Raw genomic sequence first — 17164 nt, 5'->3', positions numbered from 1 at the left:
CTCCTGCGCGGCCGAAGCCGCTTCGGCGAGGCGAAGGTCCCGGCATCCACGTCTTCGTTGTGCGGCAACACGTAAATGGCCGGGTCAAGCCCGGCCATGACGAATGGAGGGAGCCGACCGGAGCTTAGTGCCCCTCGCCCTCGAGCCCGCCGACGTGCTTCTGGGTGTAGAGCTCGAGACCGATGCGGCCGATCAGGTCGAGCTGGGTCTCGAGGAAGTCGATGTGGTGCTCTTCGTCGCTCATCAGCTTCTCGAAAAGGTCACGCGTGACGTAGTCCTTGACGCCGTGACAGTAGGTGGCCGCTTCCTGGTACAGCGCACGCGCGCTCATCTCGGCAGCGAGATCGCACTCGATGATTTCCTTGACGTTCTGGCCGATGCGCAAGGGATCAAGGACCTGCATGTTCGGAAAGCCGTCCAGGAACAGGATGCGCGCGGTGAGCTTGTCAGCGTGCTCCATCTCCTCGATGGACTCCTTGCGCCAGACCTTGGCCATGTCGAGGAGGCCCCAATTGTCGAGGAAGCGGTAGTGCAGCCAGTACTGGTTGATCGCAGTCAGCTCGTGACGCAGTGACTTGTTGAGATAGTCGATGACTTTTGCGTCGCCCTGCATGGTTCACTCCAGCTCTTGCAGTCCAAATCGGCCCCAACCGAATTTAGAACGCTTCTAAGTCAGTTTACGAATGAGGGCAACTGGCTACACAGACGCAGCCGGGGAAAAGCTCAGCATGGCTGGAGAAGGATTCAGCAGGCCGCGAGGGCGAACTGGGCGGGCTCGGCCGCCTCATCATTGGCAGCTACGGTGTGGTTATGCGGGCAGCCCGAGCAGCAGGATTGAGCGCAGGGGCCCAGGGCTTCGTCGATGATGGTCTTGATCGTCCGGGCACAGCGACCGCATTCTGCGCTGCATCCCAGGCATCCATAGACCTGCTTGGCATGGCGCACGGCGTCGTCGGACTCGGCGACGGCGGCGCGGATGTCGTCATCGCTCAGCACGTTACAGGAACAAACGATCATGGAAGCGGCGGGCCCTTCGGTGATGCGTCATCATCGATATTTAACGGGCCGCCCGGATGCAAAAGGAAAAAGCGGTATTTGAAGCTATTCCAAACTGGCCCGGACAGAGCCTAGAACGGCTCTAAATTTCAGCGTTGCGCTGGATCAAGATTGGAGAGGATCTAATCGCCGCCGCCTCCCCCACCGTCGCCGCCGCCTCCGCAATCGCCGCCACTATCGCTGCTGGAGCAGCTGCCGTTGTCGGTCGAGTTGCCCGAACTGTCACTGGAAAACCAGCTCCCCAGTGAGAAGCCGTCATTGCTGCCCGAAGAGGTGGCGCCGCCGCTGCTGCCGTCGCCGCCAGCCCCCGCGCGGGAGCGCCGCTGGCCGCGGTTCTGAAAATGGGTCATCCAGCCGTAGCCGATCGCGGACACGACCCCGGCGGCAATCAATGCATTGATCATCGCGCTACCCATCATCGTCTCCCCGGCCCGAGCCTGTGGTCCATGTGAATTGGTCGCCCGCCACGAAGGCGCCGTTCATTGATCATTCAAACGAAGTATGGAACTCTGCCCCAAAGCGTTCCCGCGTGTTCGTACGAAAGGTCTACCCAATGAAGAAGTCGCTCCTGGCGGTCGCCGCCGTCGCCACCATGGCCCTTTCGGCCGGAACACCGGCCCATGCGCAGCGTGGTGTCGCAGCCGGCGTGGCGGCCGGCATCATCGGCGGCGCTATTGTCGGCGGAGCGCTGGCCTCTCCGTATTATTACGGACCCGGCCCCGGCTATTACGAGCCAGGCTATTACCCGCCCCGCTACTATGCGCCGGCCCCCGGCTATGTCGCCGACGGCTATTACGGCGGCGGCTGCGTCTGGCAGAAGCAGCGCTTCTGGGACGGCTATGCCTGGCGCGTCCGCCGCGTCCGGGTCTGCGGCTAACGCGCCTCCGAACCGGTTCACTGCGACGGTGCAGCTGGACCGGATCACTACGGATGCGCCGTTCATCTCGGGGCCCGAAAAAGACCGCTTTTTCTCGTCACAGCTCCGTGTGCGTTTACCGTGGGTTGACCAATTGCGCGCTTCCTAGCTGCACGGCCAATTCCACCAGCGTGTGTGAACCTTTGAAACCCGGGCGCCTCTAACAAGAGGAACCCATCTCCCAGGAGAGCCAAGAGCATGAAGAAGACTTTGGTTGCCGCCCTCACGGTTGCGACGGTCGCCGGTTCGCTGGTGACAGCAACCCCGCCGGCGAAAGCCGGTGACAACATCGGCGCCGGTATCGCGGCCGGCCTGATCGGCGGCGCGATCGTCGGCGGCGCCATCGCGTCGAGCCGGCCCGCCTATGGCGGCCCGGTCTACGTCGCCGAGCCCGGCCCGCCGCCGCCGCCCTGCTACTGGCAGCGTCAGCGTTATTGGGACGGTTACGGCTGGGTCGTTCGCCCGGTTCGCGTCTGCTACTGATCTGAACGCCCGACCTGATCAACTTGGCGCATCCGCGCAGCGATCGAAGCCCGGCCGAGATTTCGGCCGGGCTTTTTCGTTGGACCCGCGCTATCGCGCCGCCTGGATTGCGCGCAGCACCTCTTCGCTCGGCCAACAGTCGACCTTGAGGCCAGCAGACTTCTGATAGGCGCCGAGCGCGGCGCGCGTCTGCATGCCGGCCTTGCCGTCGATCTTGTCCTTGTAGAGCCCGGCGCGCGTGAGCCCGCGCTGCATCGTCTCCACGTCCTTCGTGCGCAATTGCTTGGAGGCCGCCCAGGGCGTTGCGAACGGCAGCGGGCTCGTCATACGGTCGGCGAGGTGACCGACGAACAGCACATAGAGGTCGGAGAAATTGTATTCCTTGATGACGAAGTAGTTCTTCGTGGTCAGGAAGGACGGGCCGTAGATGCCTTCCGGCTGCAGCAGCGAGGCCGGCTGCGCCTGTTCGGCAGCGCTTAGCTTCTGGCCGCGCACCGGCACGAAACCTTCGCGCAGCCATTGCCCGATCGGCTTCGTCACCTCGGGCACCCCGGTGGTGCAATCAACTTTCGCAGGCGCCTGCACCTCGTAGGCCCAGCGCACGCCGCTCTGCCAGCCCTTGTTGACGAGCTGTTGCGCGGCCGACGCCAGCGCATCCGGCACCGAATGCCAGATGTCGGTGCGGCCATCACGATCGAAGTCGACGCCGTGCTTGTAATATTCGGATGGCAGGAACTGCGTGAGCCCTGTGGCGCCCGCCCAGGACGAGCGCATATCCTTGCGCGTGACCACGCCCTCACTGAGGATCTTCAGCGCAAGGATGAACTCGGTGCGGTATTGATCCTTGCGGCGCCCGACATAGGCCTGCGTTGCCAGCACGCGGACCAGATCATAAGGCAGCGTGTAGCGCCCGTAATCGGTCTCGCGGCCCCAGATCGCCAGCATCACGGTCGCGGGCACGCCGGACTTGTTCTCGATCTCGCTCAGCACGGCGCGATATTTCTGCAGCAGCCGCTGTCCCTCGCCGGCAAGCCGCGCGATCGAGGCTTCCCTCACGTAGTCGGCCGGCACTTGAACGAATTCGGCCTGCGACGGCGCACCGAGCGCGGGCCGGCCCGGCAGGATCAGATCCGGGAGCTTGTAATCGGGCTCCAGCCCGCGGGTCTGTTCGTCGAACGTCTTGCGCGAGACGCCTTCAGCTTGCGCCTCCGGCCAGAGCGAAGCAATGAACTGCGCGAAGGCAGCATCGGCCGCGCGGGCGGACGACCAGCCGCAGGTGACCATGATCACCGCAGCGATGAGCGCCCGCCGCATCATGCCGCCGTCACCGCGTCAGCTTCTTGTACTTCACGCGGTGCGGAATGATGCTGTCCTGGCCGAGCCGGCGCATCTTGTCCTTCTCGTAGTCCTGGAAGTTGCCCTCGAACCACTCGACATGGCTGTCGCCTTCGAAGGCCAGGATGTGGGTCGCGATACGGTCGAGGAACCAGCGATCATGGCTGATGATGACGGCGCAGCCGGCAAAATCCTCCAGCGCCTCTTCAAGCGCGCGCAGCGTGTCGACGTCGAGGTCGTTGGTCGGTTCGTCGAGCAGCAGGACGTTGGCGCCGGACTTGAGCATCTTGGCGAGATGCACACGGTTGCGCTCACCGCCGGAAAGCGCGCCGACCTTCTTCTGCTGGTCGGCGCCCTTGAAGTTGAACGACGAGCAATAGCCGCGCGAGTTGACTTCTTTCTTGCCGAGCAGGATCAGCTCGTTGCCGCCGGAGATTTCCTCCCACACGGTTTTCTTGCCGTCGAGCGCGTCGCGCGACTGGTCGACATAACCGAGATGCACGGTCTCGCCGATCGTGATGGTACCCTTGTCCGGCTGTTCCTGCTTGGTGATCATCCTGAACAGCGTGGTCTTGCCGGCGCCGTTCGGGCCGATCACGCCGACGATGCCGCCAGGCGGCAGCTTGAAGGTGAGATCGTCGATCAGCAGGCGATCGCCAAAGCCTTTGCTGATGCCGTCGAAATCGACCACGTTGGCGCCGAGCCGCTCCGCCACCGGGATGATGATCTGTGCGGTCTGAGTCTGCTTCTCGTTCGCCTGCTTGAGCAGTTCCTCGTAGCGCTGGTAGCGCGCTTTCGACTTGGCCTGACGTGCCTTCGGCGAGGACGCGACCCATTCCTGCTCGCGCGCAATCGTCTTCTGGTGCGCGGCGTCCTCGCGCCCCTCCTGCTCAAGCCGCTTCTGCTTCTGCACCAGCCAGGACGAGTAATTGCCCTCGTAGGGAATGCCTTTGCCGCGATCGAGCTCGAGGATCCAGCTCGTGACGTTGTCGAGGAAGTAGCGATCGTGGGTGACGATCAGGATCGCACCGGGATAGTTGCGCAGATGACCTTCCAGCCATGACACGGATTCCGCGTCGAGATGGTTGGTCGGCTCGTCGAGCAGCAACAGCTCGGGCTGGTCGAGCAACAGCTTGCACAACGCGACGCGGCGGCGCTCACCGCCCGAGAGCTTCGACACGTCGGCATCGTCCGGCGGACAGCGCAGCGCGTCCATGGCTTGGTCGACCTTGCTGTCGAGATCCCAGAGGCCCTGGGCCTCGATCTCGTCCTGCAGCTTGGTCATCTCGTCGGCGGTTTCCTCGGAATAGTTCATCGCCAGTTCGTTGTAGCGGTCGAGGATCGCCTTCTTCTTTGCGACGCCCAGCATGACGTTCTCGCGCACCGAGAGCTTTGGGTCGAGCTGCGGCTCCTGCTCGAGATAGCCGACGCGGGCTCCCTCGGCGACCCAGGCCTCGCCGTTGTACTCCTTGTCGAGGCCGGCCATGATCTTGAGCAGCGTCGACTTGCCGGAGCCGTTCACGCCGAGCACGCCGATCTTGGCGTCCGGGTAGAAGCTCAGATTGATGTTATCGAGCACCTTCCGGGTCGGGTAGCTCTTGGTCAGGCCCTGCATGAAATAGATGAACTGGCGCGCCATGGGTCCCGTGACACCTTCAATTTGAGGAGATTTGCTGCCGCCGATGTAGCGATCCCGCCCCCAAAGGGCAATGTTTTCCGTCCGTTCACCACGGATGAATACGGAACGGACACCATCCGGGCCAGATCCGGACAATTGAAACCATCTTTTAATCAATCAGGCCGAATGCTCGGTCTCGCGCGGCAACAGCGCCGCCCGCTCAGAACAAGCGGGAGCACAGCGAGACAGCGTCATGGCTCTGATCGACACCCATTCACTTCCTGTTCCGGCCGAAGCCGGCGGCTCCTCCGCGCTCGGCTCGGAGATCAAGGGTTTCTTCAAGCGCTTCTTCGCCACCGCCTTCAATCCCTACCGGCCCGAACTGCACTACATGCGCGGCCCCGGCCCCGCCTGGCGCGCCAAGCACGGCTTGGATGCGCCGTTCCGCCTGAAGCCCCGCGACCTCTGAGGCATCTCCTGCTATCGGAGTTTTGAAGGCGCGAGCGGCTTGCGCGCCGTCCTGATTGTGCGCAACCATGGCCCATTCCGACGATGGCGCGCGCCCAGCGCCGTCCCCTCTCGCCATGGATGACCACTGATGAGCCGGCTGCGCTGTGCAATTCTCGACGACTATTTCAACCTCGCGCTCGACGTTGCCGACTGGCAGAAATTGTCCGACCGCCTCGACGTCACCGTGTTCAGCCATCCCTTCGCCTCCGAGCAGGCCGCGGCCAGCGCGCTCGCCGATTTCGACATCATCTGCGCGATGCGCGAGCGGACGGCATTCCAGAAGAGCCTGTTCGACAAGTTACCCAAGCTGAAGCTGTTGCTGACGTCAGGCATGCGCAATGCCGCGATCGACATGGACGCGGCGAAGGCGCGCGGCGTCGCCGTCGCAGGCACGCAATATTCGCGCGATCCAACGGCGCCGCTGACCATGGGCCTGATTCTGGAGCTGACCCGCGGCATCGGCCGCGAGAACGCGCGCATGCATGCCGGCGAGCCCTGGCAGACATTTGCCGGCGTCGAGATCGAGGGCATGACGCTCGGCATCGTCGGGCTCGGCAAGCTCGGCGGCAGGATGGCCGGGATCGCCAAGGCGTTCGGCATGAACGTGATCGCCTGGAGTCCAAACCTGACGCCGGAGAAATGCCAGGCGGCCGGGGTCGGCTACGCCACCAAGGAGGAGCTGTTCGCCAAGGCCGACATCGTCACCATTCATGTGGTGCTGAGCGAGCGCTCCCGCGGGCTGGTCGGCGCTGCCGATCTGGCGCGGATGAAGCCGACGGCCTTTCTCGTCAACACCGCGCGCGGGCCGATCGTGGACGAGCAGGCGCTGCTGGAAGCGCTGCAGCAGCGCAGGATCGCGGGCGCCGGCATCGACGTGTTCGCAGTCGAGCCGCTGCCGGTCGACCATCCCTTCCGCAAGCTCGACAACATCGTGCTGACGCCGCATCTCGGCTACGCCACCGAGGACGGCCTGCGCATCCATTACGGCCAGATGGTCGAGGCGATCGACGCCTTCACCGGCGGCGGCGAGCTACCGCGCAAGCTGGCCTGAAACGAGGAAGGGCGCGCCTGTGGCACGCCCTTCGCAATTCTGAATTGTCGGTCGACGCTTAGCGCACGGTGACCGGCGCGGGCAGCGGCGGCACCACGGTCGGCTGCGTGCCCGGGACTGGACCGGCCTGGGCTGACATCGGAGCCGGACCTGCGGCAGGACCGGGCGCCGGCGCAGCGGAGGCGGTCGCCGTTCCCGGCGGGGGACCACCCGGCATCACCACCACGCGGGTGCCGACCTTGACGCGGTCGAACAGGTCCGACACGTCCTCGTTCAGCATGCCGATGCAGCCGGACGAGACGAACTTGCCGATGGTCGAGGGCTGGTTGGTGCCGTGGATGCGGTAGACGGTCGAGCCGAGATACATCGCGCGGGCGCCGAGCGGATTGCCGGGGCCGCCGGCCATGAAGCGCGGCAGATAGGGCTGGCGCTCGATCATCTCGGTCGGCGGATGCCAATCCGGCCACTCGGCCTTGCGGGTGATCTTCTGGACGCCGGTCCAGGTGAAGCCGTCGCGGCCGACGCGGACGCCGTAGCGGATCGCGCGGCCGCCTCCGAGCACATAATAGAGATAGGTGTTCGGCGTATCGACCACGAGGGTGCCGGCCGGCTCCTTGGTCTGGAACGAGACCTCCTGGCGGCGCAGGTTCGGCGGCAACTGCACCGGCGCTGCATCGGGCTGCTCCTCGGGGGGAAGCGCGGCCATCGTTATCGGCCGGCCATCGGCACCAACCGGCGGCTGCCCGGCCTGGACCGTTCCGGTCGCGGCGGGACCACCGATGGCTTCCGGCGGGCGCAGGCCGTCATTGGCGAGCGGCTGCTGACCCGGCCGATCGGCATAGATGACTGCCGGCGGACCGGCGGGGCGGCCGTAGCGGGGATCATCGGGCGACATCACCGGCCCTTGCGGCGGCGCTGCCGAATAGACCGGCGGAGCACCAGCCGGACGGCCATAACGCGGATCATCCGGCGACATCACCGGCCCTTGGGGCGGCGCTGCCGAGTAGACCGGGGGCGCGCCGACCGGACGGCCATAGCGCGGATCGTCGGCCGGGCCAGGCGGCGGAAGCGACGTGTGCGGCATCGCATCGTCGTCGTCATCCAGCGCGTCAAAATTCGGCGCGCGGTCGCCAGGCCGATATTCGGCCGGGGCGCCGTAGCTGGGCGCCTGCTGGATCGGATAACTCTGAGCCTGCGCGAGCGAGCTTCCCGCCGCAGCGACTGTTGCGGCAGCGCATATCGTCAGAAAATGTTTGATCATCATCGCTCTTGTAGTGTCCCCGGGCCCGTCAGGACCGATCACGGCCAGATGGCCGAAGATAGCGGCACATTCAAGACATATCAGGCTTATTTGCGCCGGACTTGCCGATTTGTGATCCGCAAGACTACCGTTGCCCCGTTGCATCACGGGGCGGAAATCAGCTCATGGCGTCAATTGCCGCAGTCTTCGCCTCCGAATTTAAGGGAACGGCTCGGAATCGTTGCGGTATGTTCGAATCAGCCTGATTCGCCACCCATTTGAGCTCCCGATCCCCGCGTGGCGAACGCGGCAAGCAGTACCGTCACCGCGTTCAGATGGCTCTTGGGCCCTGGCTACGTCGCCGCCGGGGCGGAAATTCGCAATCCTTCGATGCTTCCCGGCTTTCGCTTCCTGTTTGCCGCGATCCTGCTGTCAACCTCCATACTGGTGTTCGGCCTGGGCGCCGCCGCGCTGCTGCGGGCAAGCCACGAGCAGTATGTCAGCAACCCCTCCTGGCGGAACAGCCCGCAGGAGCAGATGTTCGCGCAAGCTCCCGAGCCGGCCCCGCCGGTGCTTGCGGTCTTGCGAGCGGAGCCGGAAGCGGTCGAGCCCGAGCCGTCGCTGCGCGACCAGGTGCCGACCATTGGACTGCCCGGAAGCGAGCCCGAGCAGATCGCCGCGCTGACGACCGAGGCTGAGTCTCCGGCCGCCACACCTCCGGCCGACGAACCAGCCAAGGCTGAGACAATCAAGGCCGAGACGGCGCCCGAGGCCGCCGCGCCGGCACCCGCCGATACGCTCACCCCGGCCGACACCACGGCATCGATCCCCGCACCCAAGCCGGACGAGACCGCCGGCGAGCCGGCGCCGGCGGACAGTGCGTCGCTGGCCGCCTCCGCACTCGACGTCGCCTCGGCCAAGCTGGCCGCTTTGAACGAACCGGCGACAACGGCCGTGAAGGATGCGCCGGCGAAGGCCAAAACTGAGAACAAGGCTCAAAGCAAGGCTGACAAGGCGACCAAGCGCAAGGCGAAGGCCAAGAAGCGGCATCGCGTGGTTCGACGCCCGCCGCCTCAGCAGGTGCAGCAGCAGCTCGATCCGTTCGGCCAGCCGCAGACCTTTGCGACGACACCCACGCGGACGCGGTGATCTCTCCGTGCGCAGGTCTTCGCACCGCGCCTCAAGACGTGGATGGCCGGGTCAAGCCCGGCCATGACGATGTAGCAGAGGCGAGGCTATGCCGCCCCGGTCGCGATCGCCGGGCCGCCCTCCTGGCCCCATTCCGACCAGGAGCCGTCATAGAGCGCGGTGTCGGTGATCCCCAGGCGATACAATGCGAGCGTCAGCACGCCGGCCGACACGCCCGAGCCGCAGCTCGTCACGATCGGCGCATCGAGCTTGACGCCGGCGCTGGTGAAAGCAGCGCGCAGATCCTCAAGCGGCTTCATCTCGCCGGTCGCGGCGTCGAACAACTGATTGTAGGGCACGTTGCGGGCGCCGGGGATGTGGCCGGAGCGGATGCCCGCCCGCGGCTCGGGCGCGCGGCCTTCGAAGCGGTCGGCGGCGCGGGCGTCGATCACCTGCTCGGCACGGCTCTCAACGTTGGCGATGAGCTGCTGCATGCTGCGCACACGCTTCGGATCGTAGCTCGCCTTGAAGCTCGCGGGTTTCGGCTTCACCTCGCCGGCCTCGACCGCCCGCCCTTCGGCGCGCCACTTCTTCAAGCCGCCGTTGAGGATCCGCACGTCGTTGTGGCCGAAGGCCAGGAACATCCACCACGCGCGGGGTGCAGCGACCCAGCCGCCGGCATCGTAGAGCACGACGGTGTCGGCGTTGGAGATACCCAGATGGCCGATGTCACGGCCGAACTGCTCGGCGCTCGGATACATATGCGGCAGCGGATTGGAGTGGTCCGACACCGCATCGACGTCGAAGAACGCGGCGCCCGGCAGATGCGCGGCGAGATAATCGTCCTTCGGCAGCGGCAGTACGCCCGGGAGCTTGAAGCTGGCGTCGAGGATCTTGACGTTGGCGTCGTTGATATGGGCGGCGAGCCATTCGGTGGAGACGAGGGGATCGGTGGCTGTATTGGTCATTCAGGCAACTCCTTGTCGTCATTCCGGGCGCGCGCAGCGCGAGCCCGGAATCCATTCATCCACCAACTCCGCTGCCCGATGGATTCCCAGGTGCGCAATTGCGCACCATGGCTCGCGACTTCGTCGCGCCCCGGAATGACGGCGGAGGAGGCAAGCGCAGGTCTTACTTCTTCTTCGGCACCCACTGCTCGGTCGGCCCGCCGGCATCGCGCCAGGCGGCGTAGCCGCCGGCGATGTGGGCGACGGGCTTGAGGCCCATGTCCTGCGCGGTCTTGGCCGCGAGCGCCGAGCGCAGACCGCCGGCGCAGTGGAACACGAACTTCTTGTCCTCCTGGAACACCGGCTTGGCATAGGGGCTCTGCGGATCGATCCAGAATTCAAGCATGCCGCGGGTGCAGGCGAACGCACCGGGGATGCGGCCGTCGCGCTCGATCTCGCGGGGGTCGCGGATGTCGACGATGACGACGTCGCCGTTCTTGGAGATCTCGATGGCGTCCTTGGCGTCGAGCGTCTCGATCTCGGCATTGGCCTCGTCGATCAGCGCCTTGATGCCGCGTGTGATGTTTTGGGGCATTGGGCCTTCCCTTCTCTTTCGTCATTCCGGGACGCGCGTAGCGCGAGCCCGGAATCCATTTCGCTCCATGCGCTGCCGCCCGATGGATTCCGGGTTCGCGACTTCGTCGACCCCGGAATGACGGCAGGCGCTAGTGCGTCAATTCCTTCATCGCACCTTCAAGCCCCTCGATCGTGATCGGATACATCCGGTTGGCGAAGATGCGCTTGATGATGGTTGTCGATTCCGAATAGTCCCAGTGCTTCTGCGCGACCGGATTCAGCCACACCGCATGCGGATAGGTGCGGATGATACGATCGAGCCAGACCGAGCCCGGCTCCTCGTTGACGTGCTCGACCGAGCCGCCGGGCACCATGATCTCGTAAGGCGACATCGAGGCGTCGCCGACGAACACGATCTTGTAGTCGTGCGGGTATTTGTGCAGCACGTCCCAGGTCGGGGTGCGGTCGGTGAAGCGGCGCTTGTTCTGCTTCCACACGCCTTCATAGAGGCAGTTATGGAAGTAGAAATACTCCATGTGCTTGAATTCGCTCTTCGCCGCCGAGAACAGCTCTTCGACCTGCTCGATATGCATGTCCATCGAGCCGCCGATGTCGAAGAACACCAGCAGCTTCACCGCATTGCGCCGCTCGGGACGCATGTGGACGTCGAGATAGCCGTGATTGGCGGTCTCGCGGATGGTGGTGTCGAGATCGAGCTCGTCGGGCGCGCCGGTGCGCGCGAACTTGCGCAGCCGGCGCAACGCCACCTTGATGTTGCGGATGCCGAGCTCGACATTGCCGTCGAGGTCCTTGAACTCGCGCTTGTCCCAGACCTTCACGGCGCGGTTGTTGCGATTCTTCTCCTGGCCGATGCGGACGCCTTCAGGGTTGTAGCCGTGCGCGCCGAACGGCGAGGTGCCGGCGGTGCCGATCCACTTCGAGCCGCCCTGGTGCCGGCCCTTCTGCTCCTCAAGCCGCTTCTTCAGCGTTTCCATGAGCTTGTCCCAGCCCATGGCCTCGATCTGCTTCTTCTCTTCGTCCGTCAGGTACTTTTCGGCGAGCTTCTTCAGCCACTCCTCGGGGATCTCCGCCTTCTCCATGGCGTCGAGCAGGTTTTCCAGCCCCTTGAACACCGTGCCGAAGACGCGGTCGAACTTGTCGAGGTTGCGCTCGTCCTTCACCAGCGCGGTGCGCGACAGATAGTAGAAGTTCTCGACCGAATAGTCCGCGAGGTCGGCGTCGAGCGCCTCGACCAGCGTGAGGTATTCGCGCAGCGTCACGGGGACCTGCGCATCGCGCAGAGAGGTGAAGAATTGCAGGAACATGGGTGACAGATTGCCCGTCGGGGGACGAACGTCAAGGGGCGGAGACCGCCGCGGAGCGCTGGACCGGGACGCTTTTTGCTCTAGAATTGCGGCCCTCACGGGGTTGTTTTGGGGACGTTTGCAATGGGAATTGTCGCAGCGCTCATCATCGGCGCGATCGCAGGCTGGCTTGCGGGCAAGATTGTCCACGGGGCGGGATTTGGACTGGTCGGCAACATCGTCGTCGGCATCATCGGCGCGCTGGTCGCAAGCTGGGTGCTGCCCCAGCTGCACATCCAGCTGGCAACGGGCACCGTCGGCGCCATCGTGGATGCCACCATCGGCGCGGTGATTGTGCTCGTCATCCTTTCGCTGATAAAACGGGTCTGAAAGCCTGACCGAACCAGGAACGGCCGCCGCGAGCGGCCGTTCCCTTGTCGCGACCGGGGCCGCACCTCGCGCCGACGATTACCCAAGGACACGCAATGAAATTTACCGGCACCAAGGACTATGTTGCGACCGACGATCTCAAGGTCGCCGTCAATGCCTCAATCGTGCTGGAGCGCCCGCTGCTCATCAAAGGCGAGCCCGGCACCGGCAAGACGGTGCTGGCCGAGGAAGTGGCGAAGGCGTTGAATGCGCCGCTCCTGACCTGGCACATCAAGTCCACAACCAAGGCGCAGCAGGGCCTCTACGAATACGACGCGGTCTCGCGCCTGCGCGACAGCCAGCTCGGCGATGCGCGCGTGTCCGACATCAGGAACTACATCAAGCGCGGCAAGCTGTGGGAAGCCTTCGCCGCCGAGCAGCGCCCGGTGCTCCTGATCGACGAGATCGACAAGGCCGACATCGAATTCCCGAATGATCTGCTGCTCGAGCTCGACCGCATGGAATTCCATGTCTACGAGACCGGCGAGACGATCAAAGCGAAGCAGCGCCCGATCATGATGATCACCTCGAACAACGAGAAGGAGTTGCCGGACGCATTTCTGCGCCGCTGCTTCTTCCACTACATCAAGTTCCCCGACGCCGACACGATGGGCCGCATCGTCGACGTCCACTTCCCCGGCATCAAGAAGCGCCTGGTGGAAGAGGCGTTGCGCATCTTCTTCGAGGTCCGCGAAGTGCCCGGGCTGAAGAAGAAGCCGTCCACGTCCGAACTTCTCGATTGGCTGAAGCTGCTGCTCAACGAAGACATGAGCGTCGAGCAGCTGCGCGAACGCGACCCGCGCAAGCTGATCCCGCCGCTGCACGGCGCGCTGCTCAAGAACGAGCAGGACGTGCATCTGTTTGAGCGGCTGGCGTTTTTGAGCCGACGGGAAGTGTAAGGCCTCTCGTGTCCCGGACGCGCTGCAGCGTGCAACGCTGCTGCGCAGAGCCGGGACCAAGAAGGCGAAACTGATTGCTCGGAGACATGGGCCCCGGCTCTGCAGCGCACCGCTGAAGAAGCGCTGCGCCGCGTCCGGGGCACGAGACCTCCTATGCCACTGCAGCGTCCGGAATGCGCGCGGCTTCCATCGGCTGCTTGCCGCGGATCAAATCCGAGGCGCGGTCGGCGATCATCATGGTGGAGGCGTTCAGGTTGGCCGAGATCATGCGCGGCATCACCGAGGCATCGATGACGCGCAGGCCTTCGAGGCCGTGGACGCGGAGCTGGTCGTCGACGACCGCCCAGCTCGAATCCGCCGGGCCCATGCGGCAGGTGCAGCCGGGGTGGAAGGTGGTGGTGCCGCGTTCGGTGGCGGCGGCGAGGAATTCGTCGTCGGTGTTGATGTTCGGACCCGGAAAATCCTCGTAGGCGTAATAGGGCGACAGCGGCGCGGACTTCAAGAGGCGGCGCGCGAGCTTCATGCCGCCGACGATGACGCGGCGGTCGAGCTCGGCGTCGAGATAGTTGGTCTGGATGATCGGCGGCGCAAAGGGATCGTTGGAGCGGATGCGGACATAGCCGCGGCTCTCGGGGCGCTGCTGCCAGGACGCCACCGTCATGCCGGGCTCGTCCTCGAGTTGGCCCTGCACGCCTTCCTTGTAGGACGCCGGCGTGAAGGTGAGCTGGAGGTCGGATGAGTCGGCGCTCTCGCCGGAATGCCAGAAGCAATAGACCATGGTCGGCGACAGCGAGAGCAGGCCGCGGCGCGCGGTGGCCCATTTCAGCGCCTCGATCCACAGCGAGACGCCGCGGCGAAGCTCGTTGATGGTCTTGATGTCCTTGACCCGCGCCACCGTGCGCGGGGCGTAATGGTCCTGCAGGCCCTCGCCGACCGGCAGCGCGTGGCGCACGGCGATGCCGTGTTGCTGCAACAGATCGGGCGAGCCGATGCCGGAGAGCTGCAGGAGCTGCGGCGAATTATAGGTGCCGCCGGAGAGGATCACTTCCTTGTTGGCGCGCACCTCCACCGGCGTGCCGCCGCGACCGCCCTTGGTGTAGCGCACGCCGACGGCGCGCTTGCCTTCGAAGATGATCTCGGTCGCGTGCGCATGGGTGTGCACATGCACGTTCGGCCGCTTCATCGCGGGCTTGAGGAAAGCGGTCGAGCCGGACACGCGCAGGCCCTTGTCGATGGTGCGCTGGCAGTAGGAGACGCCCTCTTGGATGGCGCCGTTGTAATCGGGGTTGCGGGGAATGCCGAGCGAGACCGCGCCTTCCATGAACGCTTCGCAGAGCGGATCGCGCCAGTCCATGGTGGTGACCGTGAGATTGCCGTCACGGCCGCGGAATGTGTTGTCGCCCTCGCCGACCCGCTTCTCCAGCCGCTTGAAGTAGGGCAGCACGTCGGCATAGCCCCAGCCGCGATTGCCCATCTGCGCCCAGGTGTCGAAATCCATCCGCTGGCCGCGATTGTAGATGTGACCGTTGATCGAGGACGATCCGCCGAGCGTCTTGCCGCGCGGCGCGTAGATGCTGCGCCCGCCCGTCCAGGGCCCCGGCTCCTGCTGGTAGGCCCAGTTGATGCTCTTCATGTGGAAGGTCTTGATGAAGCCGGCCGGCAGATGGATGTAGGGATGCCAGTCGGAAGGCCCCGCTTCCAGAACGCAGACGCTGGTGTTCGGATCTTCACTCAGCCTGCTGGTGAGCACGCAACCGGCAGAGCCTGCGCCGATGATCACATAATCAAATCTGTCCATGGTGCCTCGGCCGCCGCTCAGCGCGGCTTTTCGTTGAGTTGATAATTCAGATGGGTCCGCACGGTCGGCCATTCGGCTGCGGTGATGCTGTAGACCACGGTGTCACGCAGCGTACCGTTCGGCGCGACCTGGTGGCTGCGCAGGATGCCGTCCTGCTTGGCGCCCAGGCGCTCGATGGCGTTGCGGCTCTGGTGATTGAAAAAGTGGGTGCGGAATTCCACAGCGATGCAGTCCAGCGTTTCGAAGGCATGGGTGAGCAGCAGCAGTTTGCACTGGGTGTTGAGCGGGCCGCGCTGCGCGCTCTTGCCGTACCAGGTCGAACCGATCTCGACGCGCCGGTTGGCGGCATCGATGTTCATATAGGTGGTCATGCCTGCAATCTTGCCGCCGGCGTCGAACACGGTGAACGGCAGCATCGAGCCCGCGGCCTGCAGGCCGAGGCGGCGGTCGATCTCCTTGGCCACGTTTTCCGGCGTCGGGATCAGGGTGTACCAGATCTTGTAGAGCTCACCGTCCTTCACGGCCTCCACCAGCCCCTCGTGATGCGCTTTCGACAGCGGCTCTAGACGGGCGTGCTGTCCACGCAGGGTGATGGGATCAGGCCACGGCATTTGAAGGATCTCCAAGAAAACGACGGATCGTCATTCCGGGGCGACGCGAAGCGGCGAGCCCGAAATCCATAACCACGAGCCGGGGTTATGGATTCCGGGTTTGCGTGCTTGCGCACGCATCCCGGAGTGACGGCGGAATTTGTACAGCACGTTCAGAATGCGGGCTCAACACATTCTCACTTGTTCAGAAAGTTCAACGGCAATCCGCCGCGCGGCCAGTCCATCGCGACCAGCTCGCCCTTGCCCGATAGCGTGATATAGGCGGTCTTCAACTCGGGGCCGCCGAAGGCGATGTTGGTGGTGACGCGGTCGCCGGTCGGGACCTGCTCGACCAGGGTGCCATCGGGCGCGATCACCGAGATGCAGCCGGAGACGAGGGTGGCGACGCAGACATTGCCGTTCGCTTCCACCGCGAGCGAGTCGAACATCTGGTATCCGCCGAGGCCGCAGATCGGCTTTCCCCGCTCGCCGCGATAGATCACGTCGCGCGGCTTCAGCGTGCCGGGCGCGGAGAGCTCGTAGGCCCACAGCCGGCCCGTCGGCGTCTCCGCGATGTAGACGGTGTTTTCGTCCGGCGACAGCCCGATGCCGTTCGCGGGCAGGATGCCGTGCACCACCTCCACGATCTCGGTCAGGCCGGGCTTGAGATAATACATGCCGCCGACGTCCATCTCGCGATGGCGGCGCTTGCCGAGATCGGAGAACCAGAGACCGCCCTGCTTGTCGAATACCAGATCATTCGGCCCGCGCAGCTCGTGCTCGCCGCATTTGGTGACGACGGTCTCGACTTGGCCCGATTGCAGATCGACGCGCTGGATCGAGCCGCCGAGATAATCGTCGGGCTGCGGGCCCGGCATGATCATGTTGCGGGTCGGGATCCAGGAGAAGCCGCCATTGTTGCAGATGTAGATCTTGCCGTCGGGGCCGAGGGCTGCGCCGTTCGGGCCGCCAGGAATCTTCGCGACGATTTCCTTGCGGCCGTCGGGATGAACGCGCGTCAGGCGCTGGCCGCGGATCTCCACCAGCACCACCGAACCGTCGGGCATTACGACCGGCCCTTCGGGAAATTCGAGGTCGGTGGCGAGAACGCGAACGTTGGACATTGTGGGACCCTCCCGGCTGCTTGTTATGGCTTGCACGGGATGTCCGGCACGGGCCCCACACGCAAGATTTGCCTGCGGTTATGGCAAAGTCGCCTCGGCTTGCCAAGCAAGCGGGATGGTATGCCAGCGTTGCGCGCATTCCTTCTGCGCCGCGACAAAA

General features: G+C 64.8%; 19 protein-coding genes. 7 read left to right on the top strand and 12 right to left on the bottom strand.

Translation table 11 applies throughout. The annotated features are described in order from the left end of the window. Positions 1-124 precede the first annotated feature (124 nt). The 3 genes from bfr to JQ580_RS18065 all read right to left on the bottom strand — a co-directional run bounded on the left by bfr (position 125) and on the right by JQ580_RS18065 (position 1475). On the bottom strand, positions 125-613 hold the full coding sequence (bfr, locus tag JQ580_RS18075; RefSeq protein WP_027529403.1) for a bacterioferritin: 489 nt from the start codon (positions 611-613) through the stop codon (positions 125-127). Positions 614-744: 131 nt separating this feature from the next. Next, positions 745-1017, bottom strand: coding sequence for a (2Fe-2S)-binding protein (locus JQ580_RS18070; protein ID WP_094893810.1), 273 nt, complete (start codon positions 1015-1017; stop codon positions 745-747). A 161-nt stretch (positions 1018-1178) separates the two neighbouring features. Beyond that, a complete protein-coding gene (locus JQ580_RS18065; protein WP_212281400.1) occupies positions 1179-1475 on the bottom strand; it encodes a hypothetical protein in 297 nt (98 codons plus the stop codon). Positions 1476-1609: 134 nt separating this feature from the next. Between JQ580_RS18065 and JQ580_RS18060 the strand changes: the two genes are divergently transcribed. Both JQ580_RS18060 and JQ580_RS18055 read left to right on the top strand, forming a co-directional pair. Further along, positions 1610-1933 (top strand): hypothetical protein, encoded by a 324-nt coding sequence (locus JQ580_RS18060; protein ID WP_212281399.1) that lies wholly within the window; start codon positions 1610-1612, stop codon positions 1931-1933. Positions 1934-2170: 237 nt separating this feature from the next. Further along, on the top strand, positions 2171-2455 hold the full coding sequence (locus JQ580_RS18055) for a hypothetical protein (protein ID WP_028179902.1): 285 nt from the start codon (positions 2171-2173) through the stop codon (positions 2453-2455). A 90-nt stretch (positions 2456-2545) separates the two neighbouring features. On the opposite strand, the gene JQ580_RS18050 is transcribed toward JQ580_RS18055, so the two are convergent. Further along, on the bottom strand, positions 2546-3772 hold the full coding sequence (locus JQ580_RS18050) for a lytic murein transglycosylase (protein WP_212281398.1): 1227 nt from the start codon (positions 3770-3772) through the stop codon (positions 2546-2548). Positions 3773-3779: 7 nt separating this feature from the next. Continuing rightward, positions 3780-5429 carry an energy-dependent translational throttle protein EttA gene (gene ettA / locus JQ580_RS18045; RefSeq protein ID WP_212281397.1) on the bottom strand — a complete coding sequence of 550 codons (1650 nt, stop codon included), beginning with the start codon at positions 5427-5429 and terminating at the stop codon, positions 3780-3782. Between the two features lie 232 nt (positions 5430-5661). Between ettA and JQ580_RS18040 the strand changes: the two genes are divergently transcribed. Together JQ580_RS18040 and JQ580_RS18035 are read left to right on the top strand one after the other, a co-directional pair. Then, entirely contained in the window at positions 5662-5877 is a 216-nt protein-coding gene (locus JQ580_RS18040; protein WP_212281396.1) for a hypothetical protein, read from the top strand. A 129-nt stretch (positions 5878-6006) separates the two neighbouring features. Next, the gene (locus JQ580_RS18035; protein WP_212281395.1) at positions 6007-6969 is read left to right on the top strand and encodes a D-2-hydroxyacid dehydrogenase family protein; all 963 of its coding nucleotides are present in this window, start codon (positions 6007-6009) and stop codon (positions 6967-6969) included. 58 nt (positions 6970-7027) lie between these two features. Here JQ580_RS18035 and JQ580_RS18030 read toward each other — a convergent pair whose 3' ends face one another. Further along, positions 7028-8230: a L,D-transpeptidase family protein gene (locus JQ580_RS18030; protein ID WP_212281713.1), complete on the bottom strand. Its 1203-nt coding sequence runs from the start codon at positions 8228-8230 to the stop codon at positions 7028-7030. A 369-nt stretch (positions 8231-8599) separates the two neighbouring features. Between JQ580_RS18030 and JQ580_RS18025 the strand changes: the two genes are divergently transcribed. Continuing rightward, positions 8600-9358 (top strand): hypothetical protein, encoded by a 759-nt coding sequence (locus tag JQ580_RS18025; RefSeq protein ID WP_212281394.1) that lies wholly within the window; start codon positions 8600-8602, stop codon positions 9356-9358. Positions 9359-9444: 86 nt separating this feature from the next. Here the strand turns inward: JQ580_RS18025 and sseA are convergent, their stop codons facing one another. From sseA to JQ580_RS18010, 3 genes are all read right to left on the bottom strand, one after another. Then, positions 9445-10305, bottom strand: a complete 861-nt coding sequence (gene sseA / locus JQ580_RS18020; protein WP_212281393.1) for a 3-mercaptopyruvate sulfurtransferase — start codon at positions 10303-10305, stop codon at positions 9445-9447. A 163-nt stretch (positions 10306-10468) separates the two neighbouring features. Further along, entirely contained in the window at positions 10469-10879 is a 411-nt protein-coding gene (locus tag JQ580_RS18015; RefSeq protein ID WP_212281392.1) for a rhodanese-like domain-containing protein, read from the bottom strand. A 130-nt stretch (positions 10880-11009) separates the two neighbouring features. Beyond that, positions 11010-12185, bottom strand: a complete 1176-nt coding sequence (locus JQ580_RS18010) for a vWA domain-containing protein (protein WP_212281391.1) — start codon at positions 12183-12185, stop codon at positions 11010-11012. Positions 12186-12308: 123 nt separating this feature from the next. On the opposite strand from JQ580_RS18010, the gene JQ580_RS18005 reads away from it, so the two are divergent. Beyond that, positions 12309-12554: a GlsB/YeaQ/YmgE family stress response membrane protein gene (locus JQ580_RS18005; RefSeq protein WP_212281390.1), complete on the top strand. Its 246-nt coding sequence runs from the start codon at positions 12309-12311 to the stop codon at positions 12552-12554. 95 nt (positions 12555-12649) lie between these two features. Next, positions 12650-13492 carry an AAA family ATPase gene (locus JQ580_RS18000; protein ID WP_015684162.1) on the top strand — a complete coding sequence of 281 codons (843 nt, stop codon included), beginning with the start codon at positions 12650-12652 and terminating at the stop codon, positions 13490-13492. Positions 13493-13643: 151 nt separating this feature from the next. Here JQ580_RS18000 and JQ580_RS17995 read toward each other — a convergent pair whose 3' ends face one another. The 3 genes from JQ580_RS17995 to JQ580_RS17985 all read right to left on the bottom strand — a co-directional run bounded on the left by JQ580_RS17995 (position 13644) and on the right by JQ580_RS17985 (position 17004). Then, the gene (locus JQ580_RS17995; protein ID WP_212281389.1) at positions 13644-15290 is read right to left on the bottom strand and encodes a GMC family oxidoreductase; all 1647 of its coding nucleotides are present in this window, start codon (positions 15288-15290) and stop codon (positions 13644-13646) included. A gap of 17 nt (positions 15291-15307) precedes the next feature. Beyond that, on the bottom strand, positions 15308-15901 hold the full coding sequence (locus JQ580_RS17990; RefSeq protein ID WP_212281388.1) for a GNAT family N-acetyltransferase: 594 nt from the start codon (positions 15899-15901) through the stop codon (positions 15308-15310). 176 nt (positions 15902-16077) lie between these two features. Then, the gene (locus JQ580_RS17985) at positions 16078-17004 is read right to left on the bottom strand and encodes an SMP-30/gluconolactonase/LRE family protein (RefSeq protein WP_212281387.1); all 927 of its coding nucleotides are present in this window, start codon (positions 17002-17004) and stop codon (positions 16078-16080) included. Positions 17005-17164 lie beyond the last annotated feature (160 nt).

It is taken from the genome of Bradyrhizobium sp. SZCCT0148, assembly GCF_018129985.1.
Lineage (GTDB): Bacteria > Pseudomonadota > Alphaproteobacteria > Rhizobiales > Xanthobacteraceae > Bradyrhizobium > Bradyrhizobium japonicum_H.
This window is presented reverse-complemented; position numbering and strand designations above follow the sequence as displayed.

What these genes read in the sequence shown, in the direction of transcription:
- bfr (WP_027529403.1), bottom strand. Translation starts at nt 613, where the DNA reads ATGCAGGGCGACGCAAAAGTCATCGACTATCTCAACAAGTCACTGCGT.
- JQ580_RS18070 (WP_094893810.1), bottom strand. Translation starts at nt 1,017, where the DNA reads ATGATCGTTTGTTCCTGTAACGTGCTGAGCGATGACGACATCCGCGCC.
- JQ580_RS18065 (WP_212281400.1), bottom strand. Translation starts at nt 1,475, where the DNA reads ATGATGGGTAGCGCGATGATCAATGCATTGATTGCCGCCGGGGTCGTG.
- JQ580_RS18060 (WP_212281399.1), top strand. Translation starts at nt 1,610, where the DNA reads ATGAAGAAGTCGCTCCTGGCGGTCGCCGCCGTCGCCACCATGGCCCTT.
- JQ580_RS18055 (WP_028179902.1), top strand. Translation starts at nt 2,171, where the DNA reads ATGAAGAAGACTTTGGTTGCCGCCCTCACGGTTGCGACGGTCGCCGGT.
- JQ580_RS18050 (WP_212281398.1), bottom strand. Translation starts at nt 3,772, where the DNA reads ATGATGCGGCGGGCGCTCATCGCTGCGGTGATCATGGTCACCTGCGGC.
- ettA (WP_212281397.1), bottom strand. Translation starts at nt 5,429, where the DNA reads ATGGCGCGCCAGTTCATCTATTTCATGCAGGGCCTGACCAAGAGCTAC.
- JQ580_RS18040 (WP_212281396.1), top strand. Translation starts at nt 5,662, where the DNA reads ATGGCTCTGATCGACACCCATTCACTTCCTGTTCCGGCCGAAGCCGGC.
- JQ580_RS18035 (WP_212281395.1), top strand. Translation starts at nt 6,007, where the DNA reads ATGAGCCGGCTGCGCTGTGCAATTCTCGACGACTATTTCAACCTCGCG.
- JQ580_RS18030 (WP_212281713.1), bottom strand. Translation starts at nt 8,230, where the DNA reads ATGATCAAACATTTTCTGACGATATGCGCTGCCGCAACAGTCGCTGCG.
- JQ580_RS18025 (WP_212281394.1), top strand. Translation starts at nt 8,600, where the DNA reads ATGCTTCCCGGCTTTCGCTTCCTGTTTGCCGCGATCCTGCTGTCAACC.
- sseA (WP_212281393.1), bottom strand. Translation starts at nt 10,305, where the DNA reads ATGACCAATACAGCCACCGATCCCCTCGTCTCCACCGAATGGCTCGCC.
- JQ580_RS18015 (WP_212281392.1), bottom strand. Translation starts at nt 10,879, where the DNA reads ATGCCCCAAAACATCACACGCGGCATCAAGGCGCTGATCGACGAGGCC.
- JQ580_RS18010 (WP_212281391.1), bottom strand. Translation starts at nt 12,185, where the DNA reads ATGTTCCTGCAATTCTTCACCTCTCTGCGCGATGCGCAGGTCCCCGTG.
- JQ580_RS18005 (WP_212281390.1), top strand. Translation starts at nt 12,309, where the DNA reads ATGGGAATTGTCGCAGCGCTCATCATCGGCGCGATCGCAGGCTGGCTT.
- JQ580_RS18000 (WP_015684162.1), top strand. Translation starts at nt 12,650, where the DNA reads ATGAAATTTACCGGCACCAAGGACTATGTTGCGACCGACGATCTCAAG.
- JQ580_RS17995 (WP_212281389.1), bottom strand. Translation starts at nt 15,290, where the DNA reads ATGGACAGATTTGATTATGTGATCATCGGCGCAGGCTCTGCCGGTTGC.
- JQ580_RS17990 (WP_212281388.1), bottom strand. Translation starts at nt 15,901, where the DNA reads ATGCCGTGGCCTGATCCCATCACCCTGCGTGGACAGCACGCCCGTCTA.
- JQ580_RS17985 (WP_212281387.1), bottom strand. Translation starts at nt 17,004, where the DNA reads ATGTCCAACGTTCGCGTTCTCGCCACCGACCTCGAATTTCCCGAAGGG.